This is a genomic window from Hydrogenophaga sp. UC242_50 (assembly GCF_042697355.1).
Classification (GTDB): Bacteria; Pseudomonadota; Gammaproteobacteria; order Burkholderiales; family Burkholderiaceae_C; genus Hydrogenophaga.
Window position 1 is genome coordinate 2,315,855 of sequence record NZ_CP170553.1, and the last position, 25,055, is coordinate 2,340,909.

The 25,055-nt window shown below is 69.5% G+C and carries 21 protein-coding genes, 4 pseudogenes and 1 riboswitch; of the genes and pseudogenes, 1 reads left to right on the top strand and 24 read right to left on the bottom strand.

Going from position 1 to position 25,055, the window contains the following annotated elements; translation table 11 throughout:
* Positions 1-6 precede the first annotated feature (6 nt).
* The 5 genes and pseudogenes from ACFJGX_RS11860 to phnA form a co-directional block, all read right to left on the bottom strand.
* Positions 7-561, bottom strand: a complete 555-nt coding sequence (locus ACFJGX_RS11860) for a TonB-dependent siderophore receptor (protein WP_382328430.1) — start codon at positions 559-561, stop codon at positions 7-9.
* Between the two features lie 76 nt (positions 562-637).
* Positions 638-2,182 (bottom strand): annotated as a pseudogene (locus ACFJGX_RS11865) (TonB-dependent siderophore receptor); the annotation flags it as partial.
* A gap of 136 nt (positions 2,183-2,318) precedes the next feature.
* Positions 2,319-2,588: riboswitch (cobalamin riboswitch) on the bottom strand.
* Positions 2,589-2,618: 30 nt separating this feature from the next.
* Positions 2,619-4,315, bottom strand: a pseudogene (locus ACFJGX_RS11870) (Na/Pi cotransporter family protein).
* Positions 4,316-4,335: 20 nt separating this feature from the next.
* A complete protein-coding gene (locus ACFJGX_RS11875; RefSeq protein ID WP_382328432.1) occupies positions 4,336-5,301 on the bottom strand; it encodes a Bug family tripartite tricarboxylate transporter substrate binding protein in 966 nt (321 codons plus the stop codon).
* Between the two features lie 50 nt (positions 5,302-5,351).
* Positions 5,352-6,575 (bottom strand): phosphonoacetate hydrolase, encoded by a 1,224-nt coding sequence (phnA, locus tag ACFJGX_RS11880; RefSeq protein ID WP_382321138.1) that lies wholly within the window; start codon positions 6,573-6,575, stop codon positions 5,352-5,354.
* Positions 6,576-6,689: 114 nt separating this feature from the next.
* Here phnA and ACFJGX_RS11885 point away from each other — a divergent pair, with 114 nt between their 5' ends.
* A complete protein-coding gene (locus ACFJGX_RS11885; RefSeq protein WP_382321136.1) occupies positions 6,690-7,583 on the top strand; it encodes a LysR substrate-binding domain-containing protein in 894 nt (297 codons plus the stop codon).
* A gap of 7 nt (positions 7,584-7,590) precedes the next feature.
* Here ACFJGX_RS11885 and ACFJGX_RS11890 read toward each other — a convergent pair whose 3' ends face one another.
* The 19 genes and pseudogenes from ACFJGX_RS11890 to ACFJGX_RS11980 form a co-directional block, all read right to left on the bottom strand.
* On the bottom strand, positions 7,591-8,319 hold the full coding sequence (locus ACFJGX_RS11890) for a sulfite exporter TauE/SafE family protein (RefSeq protein ID WP_382328674.1): 729 nt from the start codon (positions 8,317-8,319) through the stop codon (positions 7,591-7,593).
* A gap of 115 nt (positions 8,320-8,434) precedes the next feature.
* On the bottom strand, positions 8,435-8,977 hold the full coding sequence (locus ACFJGX_RS11895; RefSeq protein ID WP_382328433.1) for an AMP-binding protein: 543 nt from the start codon (positions 8,975-8,977) through the stop codon (positions 8,435-8,437).
* 82 nt (positions 8,978-9,059) lie between these two features.
* Positions 9,060-9,908, bottom strand: a pseudogene (locus tag ACFJGX_RS11900) (class I adenylate-forming enzyme family protein); the annotation flags it as partial.
* A 9-nt stretch (positions 9,909-9,917) separates the two neighbouring features.
* A complete protein-coding gene (locus ACFJGX_RS11905) occupies positions 9,918-10,529 on the bottom strand; it encodes an NAD(P)H-dependent flavin oxidoreductase (protein WP_382328435.1) in 612 nt (203 codons plus the stop codon).
* A 215-nt stretch (positions 10,530-10,744) separates the two neighbouring features.
* Complete coding sequence (locus ACFJGX_RS11910) at positions 10,745-11,695, bottom strand: enoyl-CoA hydratase-related protein (RefSeq protein ID WP_382328437.1); 951 nt, start codon at positions 11,693-11,695, stop codon at positions 10,745-10,747.
* Positions 11,696-11,839: 144 nt separating this feature from the next.
* The gene (locus ACFJGX_RS11915; protein ID WP_382321127.1) at positions 11,840-12,661 is read right to left on the bottom strand and encodes an ABC transporter ATP-binding protein; all 822 of its coding nucleotides are present in this window, start codon (positions 12,659-12,661) and stop codon (positions 11,840-11,842) included.
* Positions 12,658-13,890 (bottom strand): ABC transporter substrate-binding protein, encoded by a 1,233-nt coding sequence (locus ACFJGX_RS11920; protein ID WP_382328439.1) that lies wholly within the window; start codon positions 13,888-13,890, stop codon positions 12,658-12,660. The genes ACFJGX_RS11915 and ACFJGX_RS11920 overlap by 4 nt, the downstream gene beginning before the upstream one ends.
* Positions 13,887-14,204: a hypothetical protein gene (locus ACFJGX_RS11925; RefSeq protein ID WP_382328441.1), complete on the bottom strand. Its 318-nt coding sequence runs from the start codon at positions 14,202-14,204 to the stop codon at positions 13,887-13,889. The genes ACFJGX_RS11920 and ACFJGX_RS11925 overlap by 4 nt, the downstream gene beginning before the upstream one ends.
* Entirely contained in the window at positions 14,128-15,162 is a 1,035-nt protein-coding gene (locus tag ACFJGX_RS11930) for an ABC transporter substrate-binding protein (protein ID WP_382328443.1), read from the bottom strand. Before ACFJGX_RS11930 ends, ACFJGX_RS11925 begins: the two co-directional genes overlap by 77 nt.
* Before the next feature lie 40 nt (positions 15,163-15,202).
* Positions 15,203-16,084 carry a branched-chain amino acid ABC transporter permease gene (locus ACFJGX_RS11935; RefSeq protein ID WP_382321120.1) on the bottom strand — a complete coding sequence of 294 codons (882 nt, stop codon included), beginning with the start codon at positions 16,082-16,084 and terminating at the stop codon, positions 15,203-15,205.
* Between the two features lie 168 nt (positions 16,085-16,252).
* Positions 16,253-17,137 (bottom strand): branched-chain amino acid ABC transporter permease, encoded by an 885-nt coding sequence (locus ACFJGX_RS11940; RefSeq protein WP_382321118.1) that lies wholly within the window; start codon positions 17,135-17,137, stop codon positions 16,253-16,255.
* A gap of 4 nt (positions 17,138-17,141) precedes the next feature.
* Positions 17,142-19,082, bottom strand: a complete 1,941-nt coding sequence (locus tag ACFJGX_RS11945; RefSeq protein ID WP_382321115.1) for an AMP-dependent synthetase/ligase — start codon at positions 19,080-19,082, stop codon at positions 17,142-17,144.
* The gene (locus tag ACFJGX_RS11950; protein WP_382321113.1) at positions 19,079-19,867 is read right to left on the bottom strand and encodes an ABC transporter ATP-binding protein; all 789 of its coding nucleotides are present in this window, start codon (positions 19,865-19,867) and stop codon (positions 19,079-19,081) included. The genes ACFJGX_RS11945 and ACFJGX_RS11950 overlap by 4 nt, the downstream gene beginning before the upstream one ends.
* Complete coding sequence (locus tag ACFJGX_RS11955) at positions 19,860-20,912, bottom strand: CaiB/BaiF CoA transferase family protein (RefSeq protein WP_382328445.1); 1,053 nt, start codon at positions 20,910-20,912, stop codon at positions 19,860-19,862. Before ACFJGX_RS11955 ends, ACFJGX_RS11950 begins: the two co-directional genes overlap by 8 nt.
* The gene (locus ACFJGX_RS11960) at positions 20,912-22,063 is read right to left on the bottom strand and encodes an acyl-CoA dehydrogenase family protein (RefSeq protein ID WP_382321111.1); all 1,152 of its coding nucleotides are present in this window, start codon (positions 22,061-22,063) and stop codon (positions 20,912-20,914) included. Before ACFJGX_RS11960 ends, ACFJGX_RS11955 begins: the two co-directional genes overlap by 1 nt.
* A 2-nt stretch (positions 22,064-22,065) precedes the next feature.
* Positions 22,066-22,896 (bottom strand): SDR family NAD(P)-dependent oxidoreductase, encoded by an 831-nt coding sequence (locus ACFJGX_RS11965; protein WP_382321109.1) that lies wholly within the window; start codon positions 22,894-22,896, stop codon positions 22,066-22,068.
* A 35-nt stretch (positions 22,897-22,931) separates the two neighbouring features.
* Positions 22,932-23,339 carry a MaoC family dehydratase gene (locus ACFJGX_RS11970; protein WP_297397169.1) on the bottom strand — a complete coding sequence of 136 codons (408 nt, stop codon included), beginning with the start codon at positions 23,337-23,339 and terminating at the stop codon, positions 22,932-22,934.
* 16 nt (positions 23,340-23,355) lie between these two features.
* Positions 23,356-23,796: a MaoC family dehydratase N-terminal domain-containing protein gene (locus tag ACFJGX_RS11975; RefSeq protein WP_382321106.1), complete on the bottom strand. Its 441-nt coding sequence runs from the start codon at positions 23,794-23,796 to the stop codon at positions 23,356-23,358.
* Positions 23,793-24,984, bottom strand: a pseudogene (locus tag ACFJGX_RS11980) (lipid-transfer protein). The gene ACFJGX_RS11975 and the pseudogene ACFJGX_RS11980 overlap by 4 nt, the downstream one beginning before the upstream one ends.
* Between the last annotated feature and the right edge of the window lie 71 nt (positions 24,985-25,055).

Consider the following 25,055-nt stretch of genomic DNA (forward strand, 5'->3'; position numbering starts at 1 on the left):
GGCCGCTCAGAACGACTTCGAGGCGGTCAGGGCCACGCGGCGGCCCGTGCCGTAGTAGCAGTTCGTGGCGTTGTCGCAGTTCGCCACGTAGCGGCGGTCGGCCAGGTTCTTCACCACCAGCGAGGTCTCCCAACCCTTGAGCGAGGGCGAGAGGTTCACCAGGCTCCACTGCACGCCCAGGTCGAACAGCGTGGCGGACGGCACCTCGAAGGTGTTGAGCGCGTCGCCGGCCGACTCGCCCACGTGGCGCAGGCCGACCGAGAACCTCAGGCCCTGGAGCGCGCCCGCGCCGACGCGGTACGACAGCCAGGCCGAGGCCTGTTGTTCGGGCACGCCCACCGGGTGCTTGCCCACCCCGTTGACGGTGTTGGTCGCGGTGACGACCGCGTCGGTCGCCGAGTACGAGAGCATGGCGTCCAGGCCGCGCGCGAGCCCGGCCTTGAGCTCGATCTCGCCCCCGCGCGAGCGCACCCCGCCCGTCTGCGTGGCGAAGCCCGGGTTCGCCAGGTCGTTGGTGAGCACGTTGCGCTGCTTGAGTTCGTAGACCGAGGCCGTGGCCACGCAGGGCGCGGCCCGGCGGCACCCACTTGACCCCGGCCTCGATCTGCTTGCCGGTGTGCGGCTCGAACGGGCGGCCTGCCGCGCTGGTGCCGGTGACGGGCGAGAACGACTCCGCGTAGTTCACGAACGGCGACCAGCCACCGCCCAGGTCGTAGCTGGCGCCCAGCTGGCCGGTGGTGGCCAGGTCGCGCTTGGGGGTGTACGAAGGATCGCTGAAGTGCCCGGTGACGGTGTTGAGCACGGCGGTCTTCTGGTCCAGCGTGGCCTTGTCGCGGCGCAGCCCGACCAGCACCGACAGCCGCCCCCAGTCGATCTGGTCCTGCACGTAGAGCGCGGTCTGGCGCAGGCGCTGCTCGCGCTTGGACGTGATGGGGTTGGCCGGCAAGGCCTGGCCGTACACCGGGTTGTAGAGGTCCAGCGCGAAGGCCGGGGCCGCGCGGGTGCCGGTGCCCTGGTAGTTGGGCACGCGCGCCGCGTCCAGGCCCAGCATCACGCGGTGCTTCGTGCCGACGGCATCGAACCGCGCCACCACGCGCGTATCGACCTGCTTGGTCACGATGGTGTAGTCGGCCGCGAACAGCCGCCGCGTCCAGCCGGTGGCGCCCGCCGCCACACCCGTGGCCTGCATCTCGTCCACATGGATGTCCACCTTCTTGTAGGCGGCGTTCTGCTCGATGGACCAGACCTCGTTGAAGCGGTGCGAGAACGCATAGCCCACGCGCCAGGCGTCCTTGTCCGAGTCGTGGCGCGCCGGTTCACCGAGGAACAGGCCGCGCGAGATGAAGCGCCCGTTGGCGCCCGGCACGATGGTGCCCACGCGCGGCAGCGGCTGGTGCACGGTGAGGCTCGGGTCTTCCTGGCGGTTGGCCATCAGCGTGAGCCGGGTGGCGGCGTCGGGCTTCCAGGTGAGGGCGCCGGCGAAGTAGCGGCGATCGGACTGGGTGTGGTCGATCTCGCCATCGCCCTTGCGCACCAGGCCCGTGAGGCGGTACTGCCAGGTGGCGTCGGCGTTCAGCGCGCCGCCCAGGTCGAACTGGCCCTGGCGCAGCCCATGGCTGCCCACGCGCAGGCCCACCTCGCGCACGGTCTCGGCCGTGGGGCGCTTGGTGCGCAGGTCGATCAGGCCGCCGGGGCTGCCCTGGCCGTAGAGCGCCGACGCGGGGCCGCGCAGCAGCTCGACGCGTTCGAGCCCGTAAGGCTCCTCGGCCCAGTTGCTGTCGTGCAGCTTGAGGCCATCGAGGTACTGGTAGACCAGGAAGCCGCGCACCATGGGGTACTCGCGCGTGAGCGCACCGCTCGAATAACCACCGCCGTACAGACCCGGCGCGTGCTCCAGCGCTTCCATGACGGACTGCGCGTCGCGCGCCTTCATCTCGGTGTCGGTGACGGCGCTCACCGAGCGCGGCAGGCGCTCGATGGGGGTGGCGCTCTTGGTGGCCGTGGCCGCCTCGCTGGCGCGCAGGCCTTCGGTGCGCACCTCGACCGGTGCCAGCGTCCCCGCGTCCTGCGCCGCCAGGGCGGCCGAGGACAGCGCGCCCATCAGGGCCACGGTGCAAACGGATGAACGGTGGCCGCGAAAGGCCCGGCCCTGGCGCTGACGCGCGGGCAATGAATGACGCATGAGAACTCTCCTCCAACGGCCCGCGTCCCCGCAGGCCCAACGACAGAAAAACGCGTGGGGAGGGAACGTGATGGTGGGGCGGCGCCGGCGCTGGCGGACGCAGCTCGGCTTGGCCCGGACCACGCACTCCCGCAGCGTCCGAAGGCGATGCGAAGGCCGGTATCCGGGCTCGCGGAGCGTCGTCGTGCAGGCGTTGTGGGCATGCTCGCGACAGGAACTTCTCGCCTTCCCACGCCTGGAGGCGCAGTGGCTGCCGATGCCGTGGCATCGCGTGAGCGTTCCCGAATCCGCTGACCGTTGCGGGGGCAGCACAGGCTTGTTGCGCCGTGAAAGACGCCGTCACCTGTTTCCCGTTTAACCCCATCGCCATGGCTGGCGGCGGGGCACCTTCGAACCGTGCGGTTCGACCCGATGGAAGGGTCGAACCGGCCGGCGATTATAGAACCCGCAGGGGTATCGCCTCGGTTCGGAGGCCGTGTTCCGCCAGGCCCTGGCTCGCCCGCAGGCGGTTCGGCGCGAGCGCGCCCGCGCAATCCAGGATGGGGTAGGCGATCGAGCAGATGTGCGAATTGATGCGCTTGAGATCGCTGATCAGGTCGATGTGCAGCGAGCTGGTCTCGATGCTTTGCACGGTGTTGTCGGTCAGGCGCACGAGGTGGCTGGTGGCGTAGGCGCGCTCCAGGTCCCGGAAGCGCGCCTTTTCCTCCAGCAGCTTTTGCGCGTCGCGCACGTTGCCGTTGAGGAACACGCTCATGCCCAGGCGCAGGTTGTCGATGAGCCGGGCGTGCAGCTCGCAGATCTCGGCCATGCCGGCGTCCGAGAAATTGCGCCCCATCTTGATCTTCTTGTCCTCGATGTCCAGCAGCACGCGCTCGACGGTGTCGCCGATCTGCTCCATGTTGATGGTGAAGCTGATGATGTCGGCCCAGCGCCGGCTTTCTTCTTCGGCCAGCGCCTCGCGGGAGATCTTGGTCAGGTAGTACTTGATGGCCGAGTACAGCTCGTCGACCGAGTCATCGAGCTTGCGCAACTCCTCGGCCAGGCGCAGGTCGTTGTTCTTGATCACGGCCAGCATGCCGACCATCATGGTCTCGACCACGTCGGCCTGGTGCATGGCCTCGCGCGCCGCGCAGGAGATCGCCAGCGAGGGCGCTGGCCAGCGCCGACGGGTCCAGGTGGTGCGGCCGCCCGGCCACCCGGTTCTTGTCGGGCTTGGGCAGCAGGCGCTCGACCCAGCGCGCCACGATCTGGGTGACGCCGATGAACAGGAGGGCGACGGCGATGTTGAAGCTCAGGTGGAACAGCACCACCAGCGTCGCCGGGTCCGCCACATAGGGCTGCATGCCGTGCAGCCATTCCGGCGCCAGCGGCGCCGCCAGCAGCACGCCCAAGGCCTTGAACATCAGGTTGCCCAGCGGCACCTGGCGCACCTCGATGGCCGAACGCGCCGTGGTCACCACGGCCAGCAGACCGCTGCCCAGGTTGGCGCCCAGCACCATGCCCAGGGCCATGTCCGTGGGCACGACACCGGACGCCGCGAGGGTGGCGGTCAGCAGGCACGATGGCCAGGCTGGAATAGGCCATGAGGGCCAGCGCGGCGCCCACCGTGATCTCCAGCAGCAGATCGCTGTTGACGGAGACCAGCAGCGCCTTCACCACGGGCGACTGGGTCAGCACCTCGGTGGACTGCGACACCAGGCGCAGCGCCAGCAGCATCAGCCCCAGGCCGATCAGCACCCGGCCCACACGGCCGACGGCCGTTTGCTGGCGGGAGATGAACATCACCACCCCACCGAGAATGAGCAGCGGCGACAGCCAGGACAGGTCGAAAGAGAACACCACCGTCATCAGGCTGGTGCCGATGTCGGCACCCAGCATCACCGCGAGGGCCACCGGCAGGCTCAGCAGCCCCTGCCCGACGAAGGACGACACGATGAGCGCGGTCGCCGTGCTCGACTGCACCAGGGCCGTGACGCCCAGGCCCGAGAGGGCCGCGGTGAAGCGGTTGCCGATGCTGCGCGCCAGGACCTGCCTCAGGTTGGCACCGAACACGCGCAGGATGCCGGTGCGCACAAGCTGGGTGGACCAGACGAGCAGGGCGATCGCCGCCAGAAGATTCAACAGGTGTTTCATGTCGGCAGCCGATCGCAAGCTCAGTCGACCTTCGCCCCCGATGCCCGCACCACCTTGCCCCAGGCCTGGAGCTCGTCGTCCATGAAGCGCTTGAATTCGGCGCCGCCGCCCGTGCCGGGTTCGGCGCCATCGCTGGCCAGGGCCGCGTTGACGGTGGGGCTGCCGATCGCGTTCTGCGCCGCCTGGGTCAGGCGCTCGAGCACCGGCTTCGGTGTGCCGGCGGGCGCGAGCAGGCCGGCCCATGAGGTCACCGAGAAGTCCTTCACGCCCGCCTCCTGCATCGTCGGCAGCTCGGGGGCGGCGGTGGAGCGCCGGTCGGAGGTCACGGCCAGGCCCTTGAGCTTGCCGCCGCGCGCGTGGCCGATGGCGCTGGGCATGGTCTCGAAGCCGAACTGCGCCTCGTTCGACATCAGCGCGACCATGGCAGGGCCGCCGCCCTTGTAGGGGATGTGCTGCACGTCGGTGCCGGTGGCGCTCTTGAAGATCTCCCCTGCGAGGTGGGCCGGCGAGCCGTTGCCCGACGAGGCGTAGAACGTGCCCGGGTTGGCCTTCGCATGGGCGATGAGTTCGGGCACGGAGTTCACGCGCAGCTGGGGCGGCACGACGAGCAGCAAGGGGTACTTGCGCACCAGCGCGATGGGCTCGAACGATTTGATCGGATCGAACTTGAGCTTGTAGAGATGGGGGTTGATCGCCTGGCTGCTGAGCGTCGCCATGAAGACGGTGTAGCCGTCCGGCGGCGCCGCGGCCACCATCTCGGCCGCGAGGTTGCCGGCCGCGCCGGGCCGGTTGTCCACGATCACCGACTGGCCCAGCAGTTCGGTCATGCGCTGGGCCAGCACACGGGCGAGCTTGTCGGTGGACCCTCCGGCGGCGAACCCCACCACGATGCGGACCGGTTTGTTCGGGAAGGCCTGGGCGGTGGCGGATCCCGCCGCCCAGAGTCCAAGGCAAACCAGGATTCCTTTTTGCTTCCAGCTGATCATGGGGGATGTCTCCTTTGTTGAAGTTTTCGAACGCACCGATGGCCAGTGGCCTAGGCTGTGTGGTTCAGCGCCAGGTCAATGACGTCAAAATTCCGCAGCCGCCGTTGCGGCACGCCCGTGAGCACGCGGTTGAAGAGAAGGGGAACGCGTTGCTCGGACAGCCCGCCGTGGGAGCGCAGCGGCACCGTGAGCCCCGACAGGTCGTGCTGGCTGCTCGAGGTGCCCAGCACCGACAGCCGGTGGCTCAGCACCACCAGATCCCCGATGCGGTCGGGCGGCAGCTCGAAGCGGGCGGCGGCGCTCGCCCGGTCCAGCACGTCTTCCACCTCGGGGATCCGCAGCAGCTGTTGCTGGATCGCGGGGATGTCCGCCGGGTTCGACACATAGACCGTGGCATACGAACCCAGGGCGCCGTGATGCACCACGTACGGGTCGGTGATCGGCAGCAGCACGCGGGCCTTGCCCAGGCCGGCGGTGCGGTCCAGCAGGTCCTGCAGGAACACGATGTTGGGCTTGCCCAGCGCATCGCTCTTCGCGTTCATGCCATGGTCCGCGGTGATGCCGATCACCGCCCCGAGCCGGTCCAGCTCCTGCAGGTAGCGGTCCATCATGGCGTAGAAGCTGTTCGCGCCTTCGGTGCCCGGCGCGAACTTGTGCTGCACGTAGTCGGTGGTCGACAGGTACATGAGGTCCGGCCGCTCGGTGCGCAGCAGCATCACCCCCGCCGCGAACACGAACTCCGAGAGGTCCGCGCTGTACACCGACGGCAAGGGCAGGCCGACCTTGGCCAGCACGTCCTCGATGCCGTTGTCTTTCAGGGTGGCCTGGTCGGCCTTCTCCGCGGAGAAGCAGATGCCCTGGAGCCCGTGGCCGAGCAGGCTGCGAAGCTTGTCCTTGGCCGTGACGACCGCCACCGTCCCCCCGGCCTGCGCGAGCTGCGCCAGGATGGTCGGCGCGCGAAGGTAGCGCGCATCGTTCATCAGCACCTCGGCGTTCTGCTCGGGATCGAAGAAGTAGTTGCCGCAGATGCCGTGCACGCTGGGCGGCGCGCCGGTGACGATCGACAGGTTGTTCGGGTTCGTGAAGGAGGGCATCACGCAGTCGCCCGACAGCACGGTGCCCCCTTGTGACAGCCGGGCGAAGAAGGGCGCATGCCCCGCCTGCACGGCCTGGTTGATGTACTCCTGCTCACAACCGTCGATGCAGACGATGACGGTCGGTGTGCCAGGGGTGTTGTAGGTGCGCTGGTTGACGGTGAGGGTGGCTGTGTTCATGGGTCGAAGCTTATTTGGATAGATAAACTGACACCATCGATAAATAATCGTCTTGCCGTGAGTAAAAATCACGGATCAAATGGTTTCCGTCCCCACCCACCTGGCCCGCCCACCATGCCCCACCAGCTCCCGCCCCTCAACGCCTTGCGCATCTTCGAAGTGACGGCACGCGCCGGCAGCTACACCGAGGCCGCGAAAGAACTGAACCTCACCCACGGTGCGGTGAGCCGGCAGATCCAGCTGCTGGAGCACTCGCTGGGCCAGCCCCTGTTCCGCAAGGAAGGCCAGCGCATGGTGGCGACGGGACATGCCAAAGCCTTCGCGCGCGAGATCAGTGCCGCGTTCGACCACATCAGCGACGCGTCCCGGCGCTATGGCAAGAACGCCGCGAGCAAGGTGATCCGCGTCAACGCCCCGGCCACGCTGGCGATGCGCTGGCTGATCCCGCAGCTGGCGGAGTTCCGCGCGCGCCATCCCGCCACCGAAGTGCGCATTTCCACGGCCTTCAGCCACGACCCGGTCCTCAAGGGCAGCTTCGATGTCGCCATTCGCCGGGCGCCCGGCGACCAGACGCAGTTCGAGGTGGCGCCGCTGTTCACCGAAAACACGACCGTCATTGCCAGCGCAACGCTGCTCCGGGGGCGCGCGCTGAAAACGCCGCGGCATCTGGAGAAGGCGGTGCTGCTGTCCACCGAGTCCCGGCCTGGCGACTGGGAGAACTGGCTCGGCGCGGCGGGTTGCGCGGACCTGCGCCCGATGCAGACGCTGCGCTTCGACCACTTCTTCGTCACGCTGCAGGCCGTGGTCGACGGCATGGGGTTCGGCATCGGCACCTTCCCCACACTGGCGGCCGACGTGGAGCTCGGCCGGCTGGTCACGCCGTTCCCGCGGTGGCAGGTGCCGGGCAGCGCCTACTTCGTGCTGGTGCCACTGGACTCCGACAAACCCAAGCACCTGCGCGAGTTCCTCGCATGGCTGCACGCCGCCAGCGAGCGTGCCGCGCAGTAGCCGCGGCCTAGTGGTTGGCCACGGCGCTCCAGAGCATGGTGCCGCCCGCCACCAGCAACAGGCCATCCATGAGCAGCCGGAATCTCTCCGCGTCGAGCTGGCGGACGTAGCGCTTCGCGATGAACGCGCCGGCCATCAACGACGATCCGATCACCAGGCCCTTCGCCACGGACGCCAGGGGCAGCCCGCCCAGCGTGCCAAAGGCCAGCGTCTTGGCGGCATAGACACCCAGTGAGCTCATCGCCTCCGTGCCCAGGTACGCCCCTTTGACCAGTCCGTGCGCCAGAAAGAAGGGCGCGTTGATGGGACCGGTGCTGACGACGATGCCTGTCAGGAAGCCGATGCCCAGGCCGACCAGGGCCAGATGCCAGAGCCGGAGCACCAGGGCCTGGCGCGCCATCCAGCGGCGCAAGGGGATCATGGCGAGGAAAAACAGGCCCATCACCGCCTCCACGATCCGGCCTGGCAGGACCAGCAGCGTCGCCGCGCCGAGTGCCGCGGCGGGCATGCCGGTCGCGCTGTAGACGCCGACCACGCGCCAGTCCACCTCCCGCCACCAGGCGGCGACCCGCGAGGCGTTCGCCATCATCGAAGCGATTGCCATGATGGGCACGGCCTCGCGCGGCCCGAACACCAGCACCAGGGCCGGCATCAACATGATGGAGGTGCCGAAGCCGACGACGCCGCCCACCGTGCCGGCCACCAGCCCGAGCACGAGCACCAGCGTGAAGTCCATGGACATGGGATCTGAATGAATGAGGGTTGTCGGGCTGGGCAGAACTGTAACCAGCTTCCGCGCGCCGCAGGGTGGCCCGACCCCGGCGAGCCCTCGAAGCACCGGCAGGCGCTGCTCAGGTCCGCGCCACGCGTTCCAGTGGCGCGGGCCCGAAGCTCACGCGCTGCGGCCGCTTGTAGCGCGCCAGCCGCTGTTCCACGAAACCGATCAGCTCGGCCTCGGTGGCCGTCGCGCCGGGCTTGAGCGCGCAGGCCGCGTGCACGGCCTCGCCCCATTTCTCATCCGCCCGGCCGAACACGAAGGCCTCGGCCACGGCCGGATGTTCGAGCAGCACCTGCTCCACCTCGGCCGGGTAGACGTTTTCACCGCCGCTCTTGATGAGTTGCTTGTGCGCCGCGCGGCCGGTGAACCACAGCCAGCCGTCCCCATCGAGGCGGCCCAGGTCGCCGGTGCGGTGCCAGGGGTCGGCGGGCTTGAAGGGGCGTTGCTGCGCCACGTCCCAGTAGCCCAGGAACACCGTGGGGCCGCGCACCGCGATCTCGCCTTCCACGCCGGCGGCCACGGGCTGGCCGGCCGCGTCCTGGATGCGGATCTGCGAAGGCGGCACGGCGCGGCCGGCGGCGCCGGGGCGCTCGCTCTGCAGGCCCAGGCACACCATGCTCGACACCTCGGCCTGGCGCATAGGCCGACCAGAAGCCGGCGCCCGGGCACAGCGCGGCCAGGCGCTCCAGCGTGGCCGGGGGTTCCAGGCCCATGCCGATGCGCAGGCTGGCCAGCGAAGCGCCGCTGGCCTGGGCCGCGTCGAGCATGGCGCCGAGCATGGGTGCGAAGGTGGCGCTCACGGTGACCTGGTGTTGTTCCACCGCCGCCACGGCGGCGGCCGGGTCGAAGCGCGGCAGCAGCACGCAGGTGCCACCCGCGGCCAGCAACGCGAGCGAGAGGCCGATGCCGGCCGCGTGGAACAGCGGCAGCACACCGAGCCAGCGGTCGTCCACACCGAGTGACCACACCTCGCCGATCTGCCGGGCCGAGGCGGTGAGCTGCGACTGCGCCAGCACCGCGCCGCGCGCGTGGCCTTCCACGGCGGCGGTGAACAGCATGACCGCGCCGAGTTCCGGCGCGTCCCGCCGTGCCACCGGGGGCGCGGTGGGCGGGCCGGCGACGGCGAGCGAAGGCCAGTTGGCCGCGCCGAGCACCGCCGTGGGCACGCCGGGCATGCCCTCGGGCCAGGCCGCCTGCCACAGGGGCGCGCAGGCGGCGTCCACCACGGCCAGCACCGGCGCGGCGTCGCGCGCCTGCTGGGCCATTTCGGCCGGCGAGAGCCGCAGATTCAGCGGCACCAGCATCGCGCCCAGCCAGGCCACCGCGCCCAGCATCACCAGCACCTCGGCGCGGTTGCCGGCGATCAGCACCACGCGGTCGCCCTGGCCGACACCCAGGGCCGACAGCGCGGCGGCCTGCCGCTGCACGGCCTCGTAGAGCATGGTGTGGGACTGCGGCGCGCCGTCGTCGATCACGGCGGGGCGGTCGGCGTGGGCCACGGCGTTGTGCGCGAGCAGGTCGATCAGCGTGGGCAGGGCGGAGGTCATGGCGTCATCCTAAAAACGGGAGGGGCCGGCGGGTGCGAAGCCCAGGCCGCGCTGGCGCGCGGCATCGAATTGGCCGGCGAGTTCGTCCACCAGCGCGGCGACGGGCAACACGCCGTGCACGCCGGCCACCGAGTGGCCGGCGCTGAAGAGTTCGGTCCAGCGCCGGGGGCGTTGCTGGGTGTCGCGGGTGCCGTACAGCTCGGCGGCGTCGGCTTTCAAGGCGCTGGCATCGAGCGCATCGGGGTCGAGGCCCGCATCGACGAGGGAGGCGCGCAGCCAGTTCACCGGCAGCCCGGTGAACGCGCTGGACGGCACGATGTCGTCCCAGCCCGCGTCCACCAGCATGCGCCGGTGGGCCTCGCTGGCCAGGCTCTCGGGCGTGGCGATGAAGCGCGTGCCCATGTAGCCGAGGTCGGCGCCCAGGGCCTGCGCGGCCCACAGCGCGTGGCCGTCGCTCAGGCCGCCGGCGATCACCAGCGGGCCGTCGAACAGCGCGCGCAGCGAGCGCACGCCGGCGAAGGGGCTGACCCAGCCGGTCTGCCCGCCCGCGCCCGCGCACAGCAGCACCAGGCCGTCCACGCCGGCGGCCAGCGCCTTCTCGGCGTGCGCGAGCGTGCGCAACGTCGGCGAACACGCGGCAGCCCGCACCGTGCAGCGGCTCCACCAGCGCGGCCGGCGAGCCCACGCTGGTGATCACGAGTTCCACCTTCTCGCGCAGCACGCAGGCCAGGTCGTCGGCGAGCGTGGCGCTGCGCACGATGAGGTTGACGGCGAAGGGCGCGGCCTTCGTGGTGTCGCCGATGGCCTCGCGGATGCTGGCGATCCACGCCGCCAGTTCACCGTGCCGGCGGCAGTTGGCGGCCGGGAAGGCCCCGATCACGCCCGCACGGCAGGCGGCCGCCACCAGCGCTGGCCCGGACACGTGCAGCATGGGCGCCGCGATCAGCGGCAGCCGCAGGCGCGTGCGCCATTCGGCGGGCAAGGCCATGGCGACTCAGCGGCCGGTGAACGTGGGCGCGCGCTTGGCGCACGAAGGCCGAGGTGCCTTCGCGCGCGTCGGCGGTGCGGGCACAGGCCTTGAGCAGCTGCTGCTCCAGCGAGAGGTAGGCCTGCAGCGAGAGCGCGGGGCCTTCGAGCGAGAGCCGCTTCATGGCCGCGAGCGAGGCCGGCGCCGAGGCGCACAGGCGCTGCACCAAAGCCTGCGCGGCGGCCTCCAGTTCGGCGGCGGGAAACACCTGGTCCACCGCCCCGGCGGCCAGGCATTGCGCGGCGTCGATGGGGTCGCTGAGCATCAGCCACTGCTGCGCGCGCACCGGGCCCACGCGCCGCGCCAGGAAGTAGGAGGCGCCCACGTCGGGTGAGAGACCGATCGCCGCGTACCCCGTGCGCAGCTTCATGGTGTCGCTGGCGAGCACGAAGTCGCCGCACAGCGCCAGGCCCACGCCCGCGCCGCCCACCGGGCCGCCCACCACCGTGACGATGGGGCAGGTGGCCTGCGCGAGCTTGAGGTAACCCGGCAGCAGCTCGTCGAGGATCTCGTCCACCAGCTCATCGAGCCGGTCGCCCGCCTTCACGAATTCGCGGATGTCGCCACCCGCGCAGAAGATCGGCCCGCGCGCCTCGATCACCACGGCGCGCGGTTGCCCCGCGAGCACCTCGTCGATGGCGCGCACCAGCGCGGGCGCGTTCGACGGGCCCAGCGCGTTGTTGTGTTCGGGCCGGTTGAGCACGATGCGCCCCACGCCCTGGCTGTCCACGTTCCACTCGATGCCATTCATCTCTGTCATGGTGTTGTTCCGTTTGTCCAGCGCATCGAAGCACGACACGCAACGCTTGAAATGCCCCCTCCAGAGATGCCGCCGATCTGGCTTCGCCAGTCGGCAGGCATCGCCCCCAGGGGGTGACGCCGAAGGCGGCGCGGGGGGTGGGCGTCAGCCCAGCCATCTCTTTCTCCGGCGGTAGTGTTTGACTTCGCGGTAATTGCGCCGCTCGCCGCTGGCCTGGTGGCCCAGGTAGAACTCCTGGATGTCCTCGTTGGCGCGCAGCTCGGCGGCCGTGCCTTCGAGCACCACGCGGCCGTTTTCCAGGATGTAGCCGTGGTCGGCCAGCTCCAGCGCGGCCTGGGCGTGCTGCTCCACGATCAGCAGCGACACGCCCTCGGCGCGCAGCTTGGCCAGCAGGCCGAAGATCTCGCTCACCATCATGGGCGCCAGGCCCAGCGAGGGCTCGTCGATCATCAGCAGCTTGGGTTGGGCCATCATGGCGCGGCCGATCAGCAGCAGCTGCTGTTCGCCGCCCGAGAGGTAACCGGCGGTGCGCGTGCGCAGCTCGGCCAGGCGCGGGATCAGGCCGTAGACCCGTTCCAGGCCGTCCTTCACATCGGCCATGCGCGTGAGCCGGTGCCCGCCCACCACCAGGTTCTGCTCGGCGGTCATGTGGCGCAGCACCTTGCGGCCTTCGACCACGTGCACCACGCCGTCGGCCACCATCCGCTCGGCGGACGCGCCGGTGATGTCCTGGCCCAGCATGCGCACGTTGCCCGAGGCGACGCGGCCTTCCTCCACGTCCAGCATGCCGGAGATGGTCTTGAGGGTGGTGCTCTTGCCGGCTCCGTTGGGGCCGAGCAGCACGGTGCAACCCCCCGAGGCCACGGCCAGCGTGATGCCTTTGAGCGAAAGGATCACGTCGGCGTAGAGCACCTCGACGTTGTTCAGGGCGATCAGCGGTTCCGACACGGCGCTGCTCTCGCTCACCACTTCGCCAGCTTGGGCACCGGCACGCCCCGGGCCACGGTGGTCAGCTTGCCGCCCACCACCTGGCCGATGTTGACGCGCGGGTCCTTGATGGGGAAGGGGGCTTCGACCGAGAAGTCGATGTCGCCACCGCCGGTGAAGCCGAAGAAGTCCTTGGCCGGGAAGTGGGTCTCGATCAGCGTGTTGTAGAGCATCTCGCCGGTGAGCTTGTCGCCGCCGTTCTTCTTCGCCGCCGCCTCCACCGCACGCACCAGCACCAGGGTCTGGTTGATGCCGATGGTGGTGATCGAGTGCCAGGGCGCCTTCACGCCGTACTTCGCCACCAGCATGTCGTAGAACTTCTTGGCCTCGGTGTCCTCGTCGGTGGCGATCACGCCGGCGTGCACCTCGTAGTCCCCGTCCATGGCCGACAGGCTTCCGAGCAGCTTCTGCAGCATGGCGGGCGAGTTCTGCAGGCTGTAGACGATGGGCACGTTCTTGCCCAGGGTCTGCATGGCGCGCTTCACCGCCACCGCCTGCTGGATGTTCGACGGCACCAGCACCACCTCGGCACCGGCGTTGAGCACGCGGCGCAGCTGCAGCGTCACGTCGGCCGGCTGGGGCTCCACGTACACCATCTCGACCAGGGTCACCACGTTGGGGTTGGCCTTGGCGTAGGCGATGATGCCCTTGCCCATGTCGGCGAAGGTGGGCGAGGCCTCGGTGGTGAACATCGCCACCTTGACCGGGCGGCCCGGGGTCTTGGTTTTCTGGAACCAGTCGATGAAGCCGGAGACTTCATGCACGAAGGTCGGCCGCGTGGCCAGCACCCACTGGTTGGGGCGCCAGCCGAAGCCGTTGGCCGCCGAGCCCAGGATCATGGGCACCTTGTCGGTGGGCAGGCGCTGCTGCAGGGCCGAGGTGTCGGGTCCGCCGAGCGACAGGCCGATCACCGGCTTGGTGGCCAGCACGCCGGGCCACAGGCTGGCGGTCTGCGCGGTGTCGTAGCGCGTGTCGTAGGTCTTGAGCTCGAGCTTCACGCCCAGCTTGTTGCCCACCTCCGCGTTCCACCAGTTCACCACCCCTTCGCGGCCCGGGCCCACCATGGGCATGATGGCCGCGAACGGGCCCGAGTAGTCGGACAGCGCGGGGATCTGGTACACGGTCTGCGCGCTCGCGGGCGCGATGGCCGAGGCGGTGATGCCCGCCAGCAGGGCGGCTTGCGCGGCCCAGTGTTTCAGTGCTTTCATGACGTCTCCTGGTTGGAATGAAGGTTGGCGGAAAAGGGGCTCACCACTTGCCCAGCCTGGGCACGGGCACGCCCTTGGCGCACGGTGGTCAACTTGCCACCCACCACCTGGCCGATGTTGATGCGCGGGTCCTTGGTGGGGAAGGGCGCCTCCACCGAGAAGTCGAGGTCGCCGCCGGTGAGGCCGAAGAAGTCCTTCGCGGGGAAGGTGGTCTCGAGCAGCGTGGTGTAGATCAGTTCACCGCTGAGCTTGTCGGGGCCGTGCTTCTTCGCGGCCACCTCGATGGCGCGCACGGCCAGCAGCGTCTGCGTCATGCCGAGCGAGGTGATGGCGTGCCACGGCACCTTCATGCCGTGCCTGGCGCACCAGCAGGTCGTAGAAGCGCTTGGCTTCGGTGTCCTCCTCGCTGGTGATCACGCCGCCGTGCACCTCGTAGTCGCCTTCCATCGCGGCCATGCTGCCCACCAGCTTCTGCAGCATGCCGGGTGAGTTCTGCAGGCCGTGCACGATGGGCACGTTCTTGCCCAGGGCCTGCATGGCGCGCTTCACCGCCACCGCCTGCTGGATGTTGGTCGGCACCAGGATCACTTCGGCGCCGGCGTTGAGCACGCGGCGCAACTGCAGCGTCACGTCGGTGGGCTGCACGTCCACGAAGACCATCTCCACCAGGTTCACCAGGTTGGGGCTGGCCTTGGCGTAGGCCGACACGCCCTTGGCGATGTCGGCGAAGCTGGGCGAGGCCTCGGTGGTGAACATCGCCACCTTCACCGGGCGGCCCGGGGTCTTGGTCTTCTGGTACCACTCGATGAAGCCGGTGATCTCGTGCACGAAGGTGGGCCGGGGCGTGAGCACCCACTGGTTGGGGCGCCAGCCCGAGCCGTTGGCCGCCGAGCCCGAGATCATCACCACCTTGTCGGTGGGCAGGCGCTGCTGCAGCGCGGCGGTGTCGGGCCCGCCGGCCGAGAGGCCCACCAGCGGTTTGGTGGCCAGCACGCCGGGCCACAGGCTGGCGGTCTGCGCCGCGTCGTAGCGCGTGTCGTAGCTCTTCACCTCGATCTTCACGCCCATCTTCGCGCCCACCTCGGCGTTCCACCAGGTCGCCACCGCCTCGCGGCCGCCGGCCATCATCGGCATGATGGACGAGAACGGCCCGGAGAAATCGGACATCGCGGGCACCTGGTACACGGTCTGCGCCGTGGCCGGCAGGGCCGCCGACAGACACAGCCCGGCCACGGTGGCGGTGCGGGCCGCCCAGCTCTTGAGTGTTTGCATGTTGTCTCCTGTTGTCGTGATGGGTGCCGCCCCCTGGCGGTCAGTACGGGAACGGCCAGAGTCGGTACGCCTGCTTGGTGATCTGCACGCGGTGCATCACGCCCTTGGGCTCGAAGAGCAGGAACAGAATGATCACGGTGCCCAGCAGCACGTTCATGGCGGCGAAGACGAAGTCCTGCCCCACGGCGGGCACCCACTGGATGACGCTCGGGCCCAGGCTGGTCACGCCCTCGCGCGCCAGCTGGATCAGCACGGTGCCGATCAGCGCGCCGACGATGGAGCCCAGGCCGCCGACGATCATCATGGCGATCATCCAGATGGCGTTGAACAGCGTGAACTGCTCCACCGACACGTGGCGCAGCGCCACCACCCACAGGCCGCCGGCCACGCCGGCGTAGAAGGCGCTGACCAGGAAGGCGCGCGCCTTGGTGGCGGCCACGGGGATGCCCATCATGCCGGCGGCCACGTCGTCGTCGCGCACCGCCTCGAAGCTGCGGCCGTGGCGCGAGCGCACGATGCCGAAGGCCCCGATGGTCATGACCACCAGCACGATGAACGAGAAACCGTAGATCGCGCGGTCGTTGTTCAGCGAGATGCCCAGGGCGGTGGCCGACTCCACGTGCAGGCCGCCCGCGCCGCCCAGCCAGGCCTGCGGCAGGTTGAGCACCAGGAAGTGGAACAGCGCCTGCGCCGCGATGGTGGTGAGCGCGAGGTAGAAGCCCTTGATGCGCGCCGCCGTCAGGCCGAACATCACGCCGAAGAGGGCCGCGCCCGCGCCGCCGATGAGCAGCGCCGCGAGCGCGTCCCACCCGGCCGACATCGCCAGCGCCGCGCCGTAGGCGCCCACGCCCATGAAGGCCGACTGCCCCAGGTTGATCTGCCCCGCGTAGCCGGTGCAGATCTGCAGGCCGATCACGGCCACGGCGGTGATGAAGGTGGTGTAGCCGATGCTGACCCAGCGGTCCGAGGCCCACCAGGGCAGCGCTGCGCAGCACGAGCAGCAGGGCCAGCAGGCCCACCCACTGCGCGCGCGTGCGGATCAGGGAGCGGTCGCCCGCGTGGCTGGTAAAGAAAATGCCGGACGGGTCCATCACACACGCTCCACATGGCGCCAGCCGAACAGGCCGGTGGGGCGCACCAGCAGGATCAGCAGCATGAAAACAAAGGGCACGATGGACGAGGCCGAGCCGCCGATCGCAGGGTCCACATAGGCCGCCACCAGGGCCTGCACGATGCCGACGATGGCACCGGCCAGGATCAGCCCGCCGATGGATTCCAGGCCGGCGAGCAGCGCCACCGGCAGCGCGGCGAGCGCCACGTCGGCCGTGCCCACCGTGAGCGAGCGGCCGCTGAGCAGCACGATGGCGCCGGCCGTGGCGATCACCGAGCCCATCATCCAGGCCAGGGTGACGGCGCGCTTGACCGAGATGCCGAGCGAGATCGCCGTGGTCGGCTCTTCCGCCACGGCGGTCAGCGTGAGGCCGGCGCGGGTGCGGTTGAAGAACCACGACATGCCCACCGTGACCACCAGCGTGAGGATGGCGCCGATCACCAGCGACGAGGGGAAGATCATGTCGCCGACGATGAAGGGCGTGGGCGGCAGCAGCACCGGGAACTGGCGGTCCGCTGCGCCCCACACCACCAGCACGATGCCGCGGATCAGGATCACCAGGCCGATGGTCACCATCACCATGGAGAACACCGACTCGCCCACCAGCCGCTCGAAGAACAGCCGCTCGATCAGCCAGCCGTAGACCAGCGCGCAGACGAAGGCCAGCGGAATGGCCAGCCAGGGCGGGAGGTTGGCGCCCAGCGTGAGCGTCCACACCGCGTAGGCGCCGAGCATCATCAGCTCGCCCTGCGCGAAGTTGAACACCTTGCTGGCGCGGTAGATCACCATGAAGCCCAGCGCCAGCAGGGCGTAGATCTGGCCTTGCAGGAAGCCGTTGAAGAGGTAGTTGAAGAAGTCGATCATGGGGTCAGGTCTCCTGGGCGCGCGAGGCCGGCACATGGCCGGTGGTCACATCGGCGCGCAGCACGCCGGCGCGGCCGTCCTGGTAGCGCACGGGGATTTCGATGGTCGTGCCGGGCCGGTTGTCGTACATCGCGTCGATCAGCGCGCCGTAGCGCTGCTCGATGAAGTCGCGCTTGAGCTTGCGGGTGCGGGTGAGCTCGCCCTCGTCGGCGTCCAGCTCCTTGGGCAGGTTCACGAAGTGCTTCAGGCGTGCGGCCTCCGGCAGGGCCTGGTTCACGCCCGCGATCTCCTTCGCCACCTGCGCCAGCACCTCGGGGCGCTGCGACAGGTCGGTGAAGGTGGTGAACGACACGCCGTTGCGCTCGGCCCAGCGGCCGAACACGTCGCCGTCGATGTTCACCAGCGCCGTCACGTGCGAGCGCGTCGGGTCGCCCACCACCATCACCTCGCGGATGTAGGGTGAGAAGCGCAGCCGCACCTCGATGAACTGCTTGGAGAACAGGTGGCCGCCCTGCAGCCGGTTCATGTGCTCCACGCGGTCGTAGTAGATGAGTTCGTTGCCGCTGGGGCCCTGGCCCACCGCGTCGCCGGTCTGGAACCAGCCTTCGTTCATCTTCTCGGCGCTCTTCTCGGGCTTGCCCCAGTAGCCCGAGAAGCCCGCGCCGCCGCGCACTTCGAGCCCGCCGCCGTCGGTCACGCGCCACTCCATGGGCACGCCCCAGGGGCTGGCCATGGCCACGGTCTCGCCGATGGTCTCGGCGTTGACGCGCTCGCCCTGGTGCACCGTGATCAGGCCGAACTCGCTGCAGCCGTACACGTTGCGCAGCATCACGCCCATGGCCGCGAACAGGCGGAAGATGTCGGGCGCCACCGCCGCGCCGCCGGTGAAGGCGATGCGCGCGCGTTTCAGGCCCAGCTGCTCGCGCAGCGGGCGCAGCACCAGCGCGTCGGCCAGCGGCAGCTGGGCGCGCACCCACCACGAGCGCGCGCGGGTGTCCATCTGGTCCGCGCGCGCCAGCTTGCCGATGCGCAGGCCCCAGTCCACCACCTTCTGGCGCCAGGGCGCGGCGTCGAGCATGCGGGCGTGCACGCGCGCGGCCAGGCTTTCCCACTGGCGCGGGCCGAAGAACACCATCTCGCAGGCCAGCTCGCGGATCGCTTCCTGGATCTGGTCCGGCCGCTCGGCGAAGTTCACGCGCAGCGGGCGCATCAGGCCCATGGTCACGCCCACCCACTGCTCGGTGGCCCACGAGAGCGGGATGTACGACAGGTACTCGCCGCCTTCGGGCACCTGCATGGTCTGGCCGATCAGCTCGGCGTTGTGCATCAGCGAGGCGTGCGTGGTGATCACACCCTTGGGCGCGCCGGTGGTGCCCGAGGTGTAGGACAACACGGCGATGTCGCTGGCCTGGCCCTGCATCACCGACTGCTCGAACCAGGCCGCGTCCTCGGCCGGCGCGCGGAACGCGTCCCAGCCCAGCAGGCCTTCGTGCCGGTACGACCACAGGCCGCCCGACTCCCACCACACCACGGTGTGCAGGCCGCCGTGGCGCGCCATCACGGGCAGCACCTTGTCCACCTGCTCCTGGTCTTCGGCGAACACGCAGACCGCCTGCGCGTCGGCCACGATGTAGTCCACCTCGGCTTCCGCCGCGTCGGGGTACAGCGCCACCACCTTGGCGCCCACCGCCATCGCGGCCCACTCGGCCCAGTACAGCTCGGGCCGGTTCTCGCTCAGCAGCACCACGGTCTGGCCGCGCTGCACGCCGCGGGCGCGAAGGCCCAGGGCCAGGGCGCGCACTTCGTCGCGCACGTCGGCCCAGCTGAATTCGTGCCACACGCCGTCGCGCTTGTGGCGTTGAGCCACCTCGCTGCCGCGCGTGGCGGCGTTGTGCAGCAGCCATTGAGGCAGGGTCTGCGGGGTCTTGTTCAGGGTCGCGCTCATGCGTGGGCCCCCAGGTAGGCCGAGATCACGTTTTCGTCCTTTTGCACGACGGCGGGCGAGGCGTCGGCGATCTTGCGGCCGAAGTTCAGCACGATCACACGGTCGGCGATGTCCATCACCACACCCATGTCGTGCTCCACCAGCACCACCGGGATCTGCCTCGATTCGCGGATGTCCAGGATGAAGCGCGCCAGGTCCTCCTTCTCTTCGCTGTTCATGCCGGCCATGGGCTCGTCCAGCAGCAGCATGCGCGGCTCCATGGCCAGCGCGCGGCCCAGGTCCACGCGCTTGCGCATGCCGTAGCCCAGCGTGCCCACGGTGTGGTGGCGCAGGTGCTCGAGTTCGAGAAAGCCCAGGATCTCCTCGGCCACGGCGCGGTGCGCCACCTCTTCGCGGTGCGCGAAGGGGTAGTAGAGGAAGGCCGTGGTCAGCGTGCTCTTCATGTGCATGTAGCGGCCGACCAGGATGTTGTCGAGCACGCTCATGTGCGGCAGCAGGTGCGTGCCCTGGAAGGTGCGCGCCAGGCCGGCCTGGGCCACGCGGTGCACCGGCCAGCGGCCGATGTCCTGGCCTTCGAACCGCACGGTGCCGGTGCTCGGGCGGTAGAAGCCCGAGAGCACGTTGAGCAGCGAGCTCTTGCCCGCGCCGTTGGGGCCGATGAGGGCCACCAGCTCCTGGTGGCCGATGTCCACCGAAATCTCGGACAGGGCAGTGACGCCGCCGAACTTCAGCGTGAGGTCGCGCGCCTCCAGCATGGCGGCGCCGTTGCGCCGGGCTTCAGTCATGGGTGTGGGCCTTTGGCAAGGGGGTGAAGCGGGGCGCGGCGCCGGTGCGGCGTTCGCCCGAAGGCGTCCGCGCGTACAGGCCGCGCACCACGTTGTGCGGGTGGCGGGCGGCCTCGTCCAGCGTGAGCACCGGGGCGAAGCAGGCGTCCGTGCCTTCGAGCAGATCGCACCAGTGCTGGCGCGGCTGCGTGAGGAAGAGGGCGCGCAGGCGCGCTTTCAGGGCCGGCCAGGCGGTGGTGTCGAACTGCGCGGCCGGGTCCACGTCGGTGAGGCCGAGCTTCTGCACCAGCAGCGCGTAGAACTGCGGCTCGATCGCGCCCAACGTGACGAAGCCGCCGTCCGCGCAGCGGTAGACGTCGTAGAACGGCGAGTCGTGGAACACGCTGGGCCGGTCGTTGCCTTGGCCGCCCAGGCCGCCGGTGCCGGCGATCCATTGCGCCAGGCCGCCCAGCATGGCGACCACGTCCACGATGGCGGCATCCACCACGCAGCCCTGGCCGCTCTGGCGCGCCTGCAGCACGCCGCTCACGATGCCCAGCGCCAGGCCGAGCGCGCCGCCGGCATCGCCCAGCACCGTGGGCGGCGAGACCGGCAGCTGGCCGTGCACCGCCGACAGCGAAAGCATGCCGCTGAGCGCCACGTAGTTGATGTCGTGCCCGGCCGCCTGCGCCAGCGGGCCTTGCTGGCCCCAGCCCGTCATGCGGCCGTAGACCAGCTTCGGGTTCACCGCCGCGCAGGCGGCAGGGCCCAGGCCCAGGCGCTCCATCACGCCCGGGCGGTTGCCTTCGATCAGCGCGTCCGCGCTGGCCACCAGGCCCAGGGCCTGGGCCACGTCGTCGGGGTGCTTGAGGTTGAGTTCGACCACGGTCTTGCCTTCGCGCAGCGGCGCTTGCCCGCCGCCCGAGAGCTTGTCGACCACGGAGGAGGTGCCCGGCCGCGCGATCACGGTGACGCGCGCGCCCAGGTCCGCCAGCACCCGGCCGCACAGCGGGCCGGGGCCGATGCCCTCGAACTCGATCACATGGAGGTGGTTCAGCGGTTGCATCAGCCGAGCACCTTGCGCGCGATCAGGTCTTTCATGATCTCGTTGGCGCCGCCGTAGATGCGCTGCACGCGCGAGTCGGCGTAGAGCCGGGCGATCGGGTACTCGGCCATGTAGCCGTAGCCGCCGAAGAGCTGCAGGCATTCGTCCGTCACCTTGCCCTGCTGCTCCGAGCACCACCACTTGGCCATGTAGGCGGCCTCGTTGTCCAGCGTGCCGTCCAGCTGGCGCTGGATGCAGTCGTTCACGAAGGTGCGCACCACGTGCGCCATCGTGGCGCACTCGGCCAGCTTGAAGCGCGTGTTCTGGAAGTCGGCCAGCGCCTGGCCGAAGGCCTTGCGCTGCTTGGTGTAGTCCACCGTGAGCTCCACCGCGCGCTCGATCACCGCCGCCGCGTTCACCGCGAGCAGCAGGCGCTCGTAGGTGAGCTGGCTCATCAGCTGCTTGAAGCCTTCGCCTTCCTTGCCGCCGAGCAGTTGCGAAGCCGGCACGCGCACGCCGTCGAACGAGAGTTCGGCGGTGTCCGACGCGTGCTGGCCCAGCTTCTCCAGCCGCCGGCCCACGCTGAAGCCGGGCAGGTTCTCGGTTTCCATCACGATCAGGGACACACCCTTGGCACCGGCCTCACCCGTGCGCACCACCACCACCAGCAGGTTGGCGGTGAAGCCGTTGGTGATGAAGGTCTTGGCGCCGTCCACCACGTAGTGGTCGCCATCGAGCCGGGCCTTGGTGCGGATGGCCTTCAGGTCCGAGCCCGCGCCGGGTTCGGTCATGGCGATGCCGGCCAGCATCTCGCCGCTGACGAGCCTGGGCAGCCAGCGCTGCTTCTGTGCTTCGGTGCCGTAGTCCAGGATGTAGTGCGAGGCGATGGAGTGCACGCCGGTGTTGGCCGGGATCTCCTGCTTGGAGAGCTCGTCCTGCACCACCAGCTGGTAGGCGATGCTCGCGCCCGGGCCGCCATAGGCCTCGGGCATTTCGGGCAACAGGAAGCCCAGCTCGCCCAGGGCGCGCCAGGACTCGCGGGGAATGAAACCCTGGCGGCGCCAGGCATCGAGCTTGGGTGCGAGCTTGTCCGCCACGCAGCGGCGGACCTGCTCGCGAAAGGCCTCGATGTCGGCATCCATCCAGGGATGCTGGTGCAGGCGCGGCAGCATGCTCACATGCCCGTGAGGCCGCCGGAGCAGATCAGCGTCTGGCCGCTGACGTAGTCCGACTCGGGGATGCAGAACAGGTACACCGAGCCCGCGGCTTCTTCCGGTGTGCCGCCCCGGCCCAGGGGAATGGTCTGCTCCATCATCGACAGCAGGCCGGGGTTCACGCCCACCTTGATGTCGCGCCCGTCGATGTTCGTGGTGGCGCCGTCGGCGGTGCTGCCGGTCAGCCGCGTCTTGATGAGGCCGAAGGCCACGCAGTTCACCGTCACGTTCATGCGGCCCCATTCCTTGGCCAGCGCCTGCGTCAGGCCCATGATGCCGGCCTTGGCCGCCGAGTAGTTGGTCTGGCCCACGTTGCCGAACACACCGGCCATGGACGAGATGTTCACCACCTTGCGCACCTTGCGCACGCCGCTGTCCGTCTCGGCCTTGGAGAGGGCGCGGATCACCGGCTGCGCCGCGCGCAGGATGCGGAAGGGCGCGGTGAGGTGGCAGTCCATGATGGCGTACCACTGCTCGTCGGTCATCTTCTGGATCACGTTGTCCCAGGTGTAGCCGGCGTTGTTGACGATGATGTCCAGGCCCTTGAAGTTCTCCACGGCGGTGCCGATGAAGCGCTCCGAAAAATCGGGCGCGGTCACGCTGCCCACGCAGGCCACGGCCTCGCCGCCCAGGGCCTTGATGGCCTCCACGGTCTCCTGCGCCGGATCGGCGTCGAGGTCGTTGATCACCAGGCGCGCGCCGTCCTGGGCGAGCTTGAGGGCGATTTCACGGCCGATGCCGCGCCCCGAGCCCGTGATCAGGGCCACCTTGCCGTCGAGTTTCTTCGTCATTGCGTTGTTTCCTCTTGCTGTCTTGAATGCGTTGTTCAGGCGAGCGCGACGATGGCCTCGCCGACGATCTTGTTCTGGCCGTATTGGTTGGAAGAGCTCACGGCCACGCGCGCGCAGGCCTCGCCGTCGAGGTCCATCAGCTCCACCACCTCGCCGCTGCAGGTGATGGCGTTGCCCAGGTGGGTGATGCCGGCGAAGCGCGCGTCGTACCGGCGCAGGCGCGACTGCGGCGCCCATTGCGTGATGAGCCGGCCCACCCAGGCCATGCCCAACATGCCCTGCGCGAACACGTCGGGCATGCCCGAGCGGCGCGCGAAGTCCAGGTCGATGTGGATGGGGTTGTGGTCGCCCGAGGCGCCGCCGAAGAGCGCGAGCGTGGCGCGGTCCACCGGCGGGAGTTGCAGGGCGGGCAGGCGGTCGCCGACCTTGATCGATGCGGTCATGGTGTTCTCTTCCCTTTCAGTGGCGGACCACGAGCACGGTGCGCAGCTCGGCGACGAGTTCCTCGCGCTGGTTGGTCACCCTGGAGTCCTTGACGGCGAATTCCAGCTTGCCGCCCTTCTTGTCGTAGATGTCGGTGATGGTCGATTGCACGGTCACCGTGTCGCCCGCGCACACCGGCCGGAGGTAGCGGAACGACTGCTCGCCGTGCAGCAGCTTGGCCAGCGGAATGTCCAGGTCGGCCAGCAGCTGGTCGTTGGCCCCGCTGTCCAGCTCGGCCGCGAACAGGAAGGTGGGCGGTGCCGGCACGTCGGCGTAGCCGGCGGCCTTCGCGGCGGCCGGGTCCACGTAGACCGGGTTCTTCTCGCCAATCGCCTTGGCGAAGAACTGCAGGCGCGTGCGGTCCACCGTGAGCACCGAAGGCTTGAGCTGATAGCCGATGAATTTCTTGTCGATCATGCGGCCACCTTTTCGTACATCGTCACCACGCAGGCGCCACCCAGGCCCAGGTTGTGCTGCAGCGCGATGCGCGCGCCTTCCACCTGGCGCTTCTCGGCCTGGCCAACGCAGTTGCTGCACGAGCTCGGTGCACTGCGCCAGACCGGTCGCACCCAGTGGATGGCCCTTGGAGAGCAGACCGCCCGAGGGGTTGGTGACCACCTGGCCGCCGTAGGTGTTGTCGCCGTCTTCCACGAACTTCTGCGCGCCGCCGCGTTCGCACAGGCCCAGGGCCTCGTAGCTCAGCAGCTCGTTGTGCGCGAAGCAGTCGTGCAGTTCCACCACCTGCACGTCGCGCGGGCCCAGGCCGGCTTCGGCGTACACCTGCTCGGCGCAGGCCTTGGCCATGCTGAAGCCCACCACTTCGCGCATGTCCTTCGCGCCGAAAGTGGCGGGGCCGTCCGTCGTCATGGCCTGAGCGCGGATGCGCACGGCCGTGTTCAGGCCATGCTTCTTTGCGAAGGCCTCCGAGCAGACGATGGCCGCCGCCGAACCGCAGGTGGGCGGGCAGGCCATCAGGCGCGTCATCACACCCGGCCACATCACCGGCGCGTTCATCACCTCTTCTTCCGTCACCACGGTGCGGAACAGCGCCAGCGGGTTGTTCGACGCGTGGCGGCTCGCCTTGGCGCGGATCTTGGCGAAGGTGTTCAGCGGCGTGCCGAACTCCTGCATGTGGGCCAGGCCCGCGCCGCCGAAGTAGCGCAGCGCCAGCGGAATCTCGCCATGGCCCACCAGTTCTTCCGTGGCGTCGTCGAAACGCTCGAAGGCGCTCGCGCGGTCCTTGAACACCGAGCCGAGGGCGCCCGGGTTCATCTGCTCGAAGCCCAGCGCCAGCACGCAGTCGGCCGCGCCGCTCATCACCGCCTGGCGCGCGAGAAAGAGCGCGGTGGAACCGGTGGAGCAGTTGTTGTTCACGTTCACGACGGGAATGCCCGTCATGCCCACCTCGTACAGCGCGCGCTGGCCGGCGGTGGAGTCGCCGTACACATAGCCCACATAGGCCTGCTGCACCTTGGCGTAGTCCAGGCCCGCGTCGCGCAGCGCGGCGTTCACCGCCTTGGCCGCCATCTGCGGATAGGGCTCGCTCGCCCCGGGTTTGGTGAACGGCACCATGCCGACCCCCACGACATACACGTCTTGCTTCATGAACGGTCCTTTGTGCGGCGGGGCGGCGGCCCCGAAAAATTGGTTGGAAGACGGGGCAGATGCTAGGCTTC

Coding starts and splice junctions, on each gene's coding strand:
- ACFJGX_RS11875 (WP_382328432.1), bottom strand. CDS start 5,301: ATGATCAGCTGGAAGCAAAAAGGAATCCTGGTTTGCCTTGGACTCTGG.
- phnA (WP_382321138.1), bottom strand. CDS start 6,575: ATGAACACAGCCACCCTCACCGTCAACCAGCGCACCTACAACACCCCT.
- ACFJGX_RS11885 (WP_382321136.1), top strand. CDS start 6,690: ATGCCCCACCAGCTCCCGCCCCTCAACGCCTTGCGCATCTTCGAAGTG.
- ACFJGX_RS11890 (WP_382328674.1), bottom strand. CDS start 8,319: ATGGACTTCACGCTGGTGCTCGTGCTCGGGCTGGTGGCCGGCACGGTG.
- ACFJGX_RS11895 (WP_382328433.1), bottom strand. CDS start 8,977: ATGGTGTGCCTGGGCCTGCAGAGCGAGCGCCCCGGCGCCGCCGGCCGC.
- ACFJGX_RS11910 (WP_382328437.1), bottom strand. CDS start 11,695: ATGACAGAGATGAATGGCATCGAGTGGAACGTGGACAGCCAGGGCGTG.
- ACFJGX_RS11920 (WP_382328439.1), bottom strand. CDS start 13,890: ATGAAAGCACTGAAACACTGGGCCGCGCAAGCCGCCCTGCTGGCGGGC.
- ACFJGX_RS11925 (WP_382328441.1), bottom strand. CDS start 14,204: ATGACGCAGACGCTGCTGGCCGTGCGCGCCATCGAGGTGGCCGCGAAG.
- ACFJGX_RS11930 (WP_382328443.1), bottom strand. CDS start 15,162: ATGCAAACACTCAAGAGCTGGGCGGCCCGCACCGCCACCGTGGCCGGG.
- ACFJGX_RS11940 (WP_382321118.1), bottom strand. CDS start 17,137: ATGATCGACTTCTTCAACTACCTCTTCAACGGCTTCCTGCAAGGCCAG.
- ACFJGX_RS11945 (WP_382321115.1), bottom strand. CDS start 19,082: ATGAGCGCGACCCTGAACAAGACCCCGCAGACCCTGCCTCAATGGCTG.
- ACFJGX_RS11950 (WP_382321113.1), bottom strand. CDS start 19,867: ATGACTGAAGCCCGGCGCAACGGCGCCGCCATGCTGGAGGCGCGCGAC.
- ACFJGX_RS11955 (WP_382328445.1), bottom strand. CDS start 20,912: ATGCAACCGCTGAACCACCTCCATGTGATCGAGTTCGAGGGCATCGGC.
- ACFJGX_RS11960 (WP_382321111.1), bottom strand. CDS start 22,063: ATGCTGCCGCGCCTGCACCAGCATCCCTGGATGGATGCCGACATCGAG.
- ACFJGX_RS11965 (WP_382321109.1), bottom strand. CDS start 22,896: ATGACGAAGAAACTCGACGGCAAGGTGGCCCTGATCACGGGCTCGGGG.
- ACFJGX_RS11970 (WP_297397169.1), bottom strand. CDS start 23,339: ATGACCGCATCGATCAAGGTCGGCGACCGCCTGCCCGCCCTGCAACTC.
- ACFJGX_RS11975 (WP_382321106.1), bottom strand. CDS start 23,796: ATGATCGACAAGAAATTCATCGGCTATCAGCTCAAGCCTTCGGTGCTC.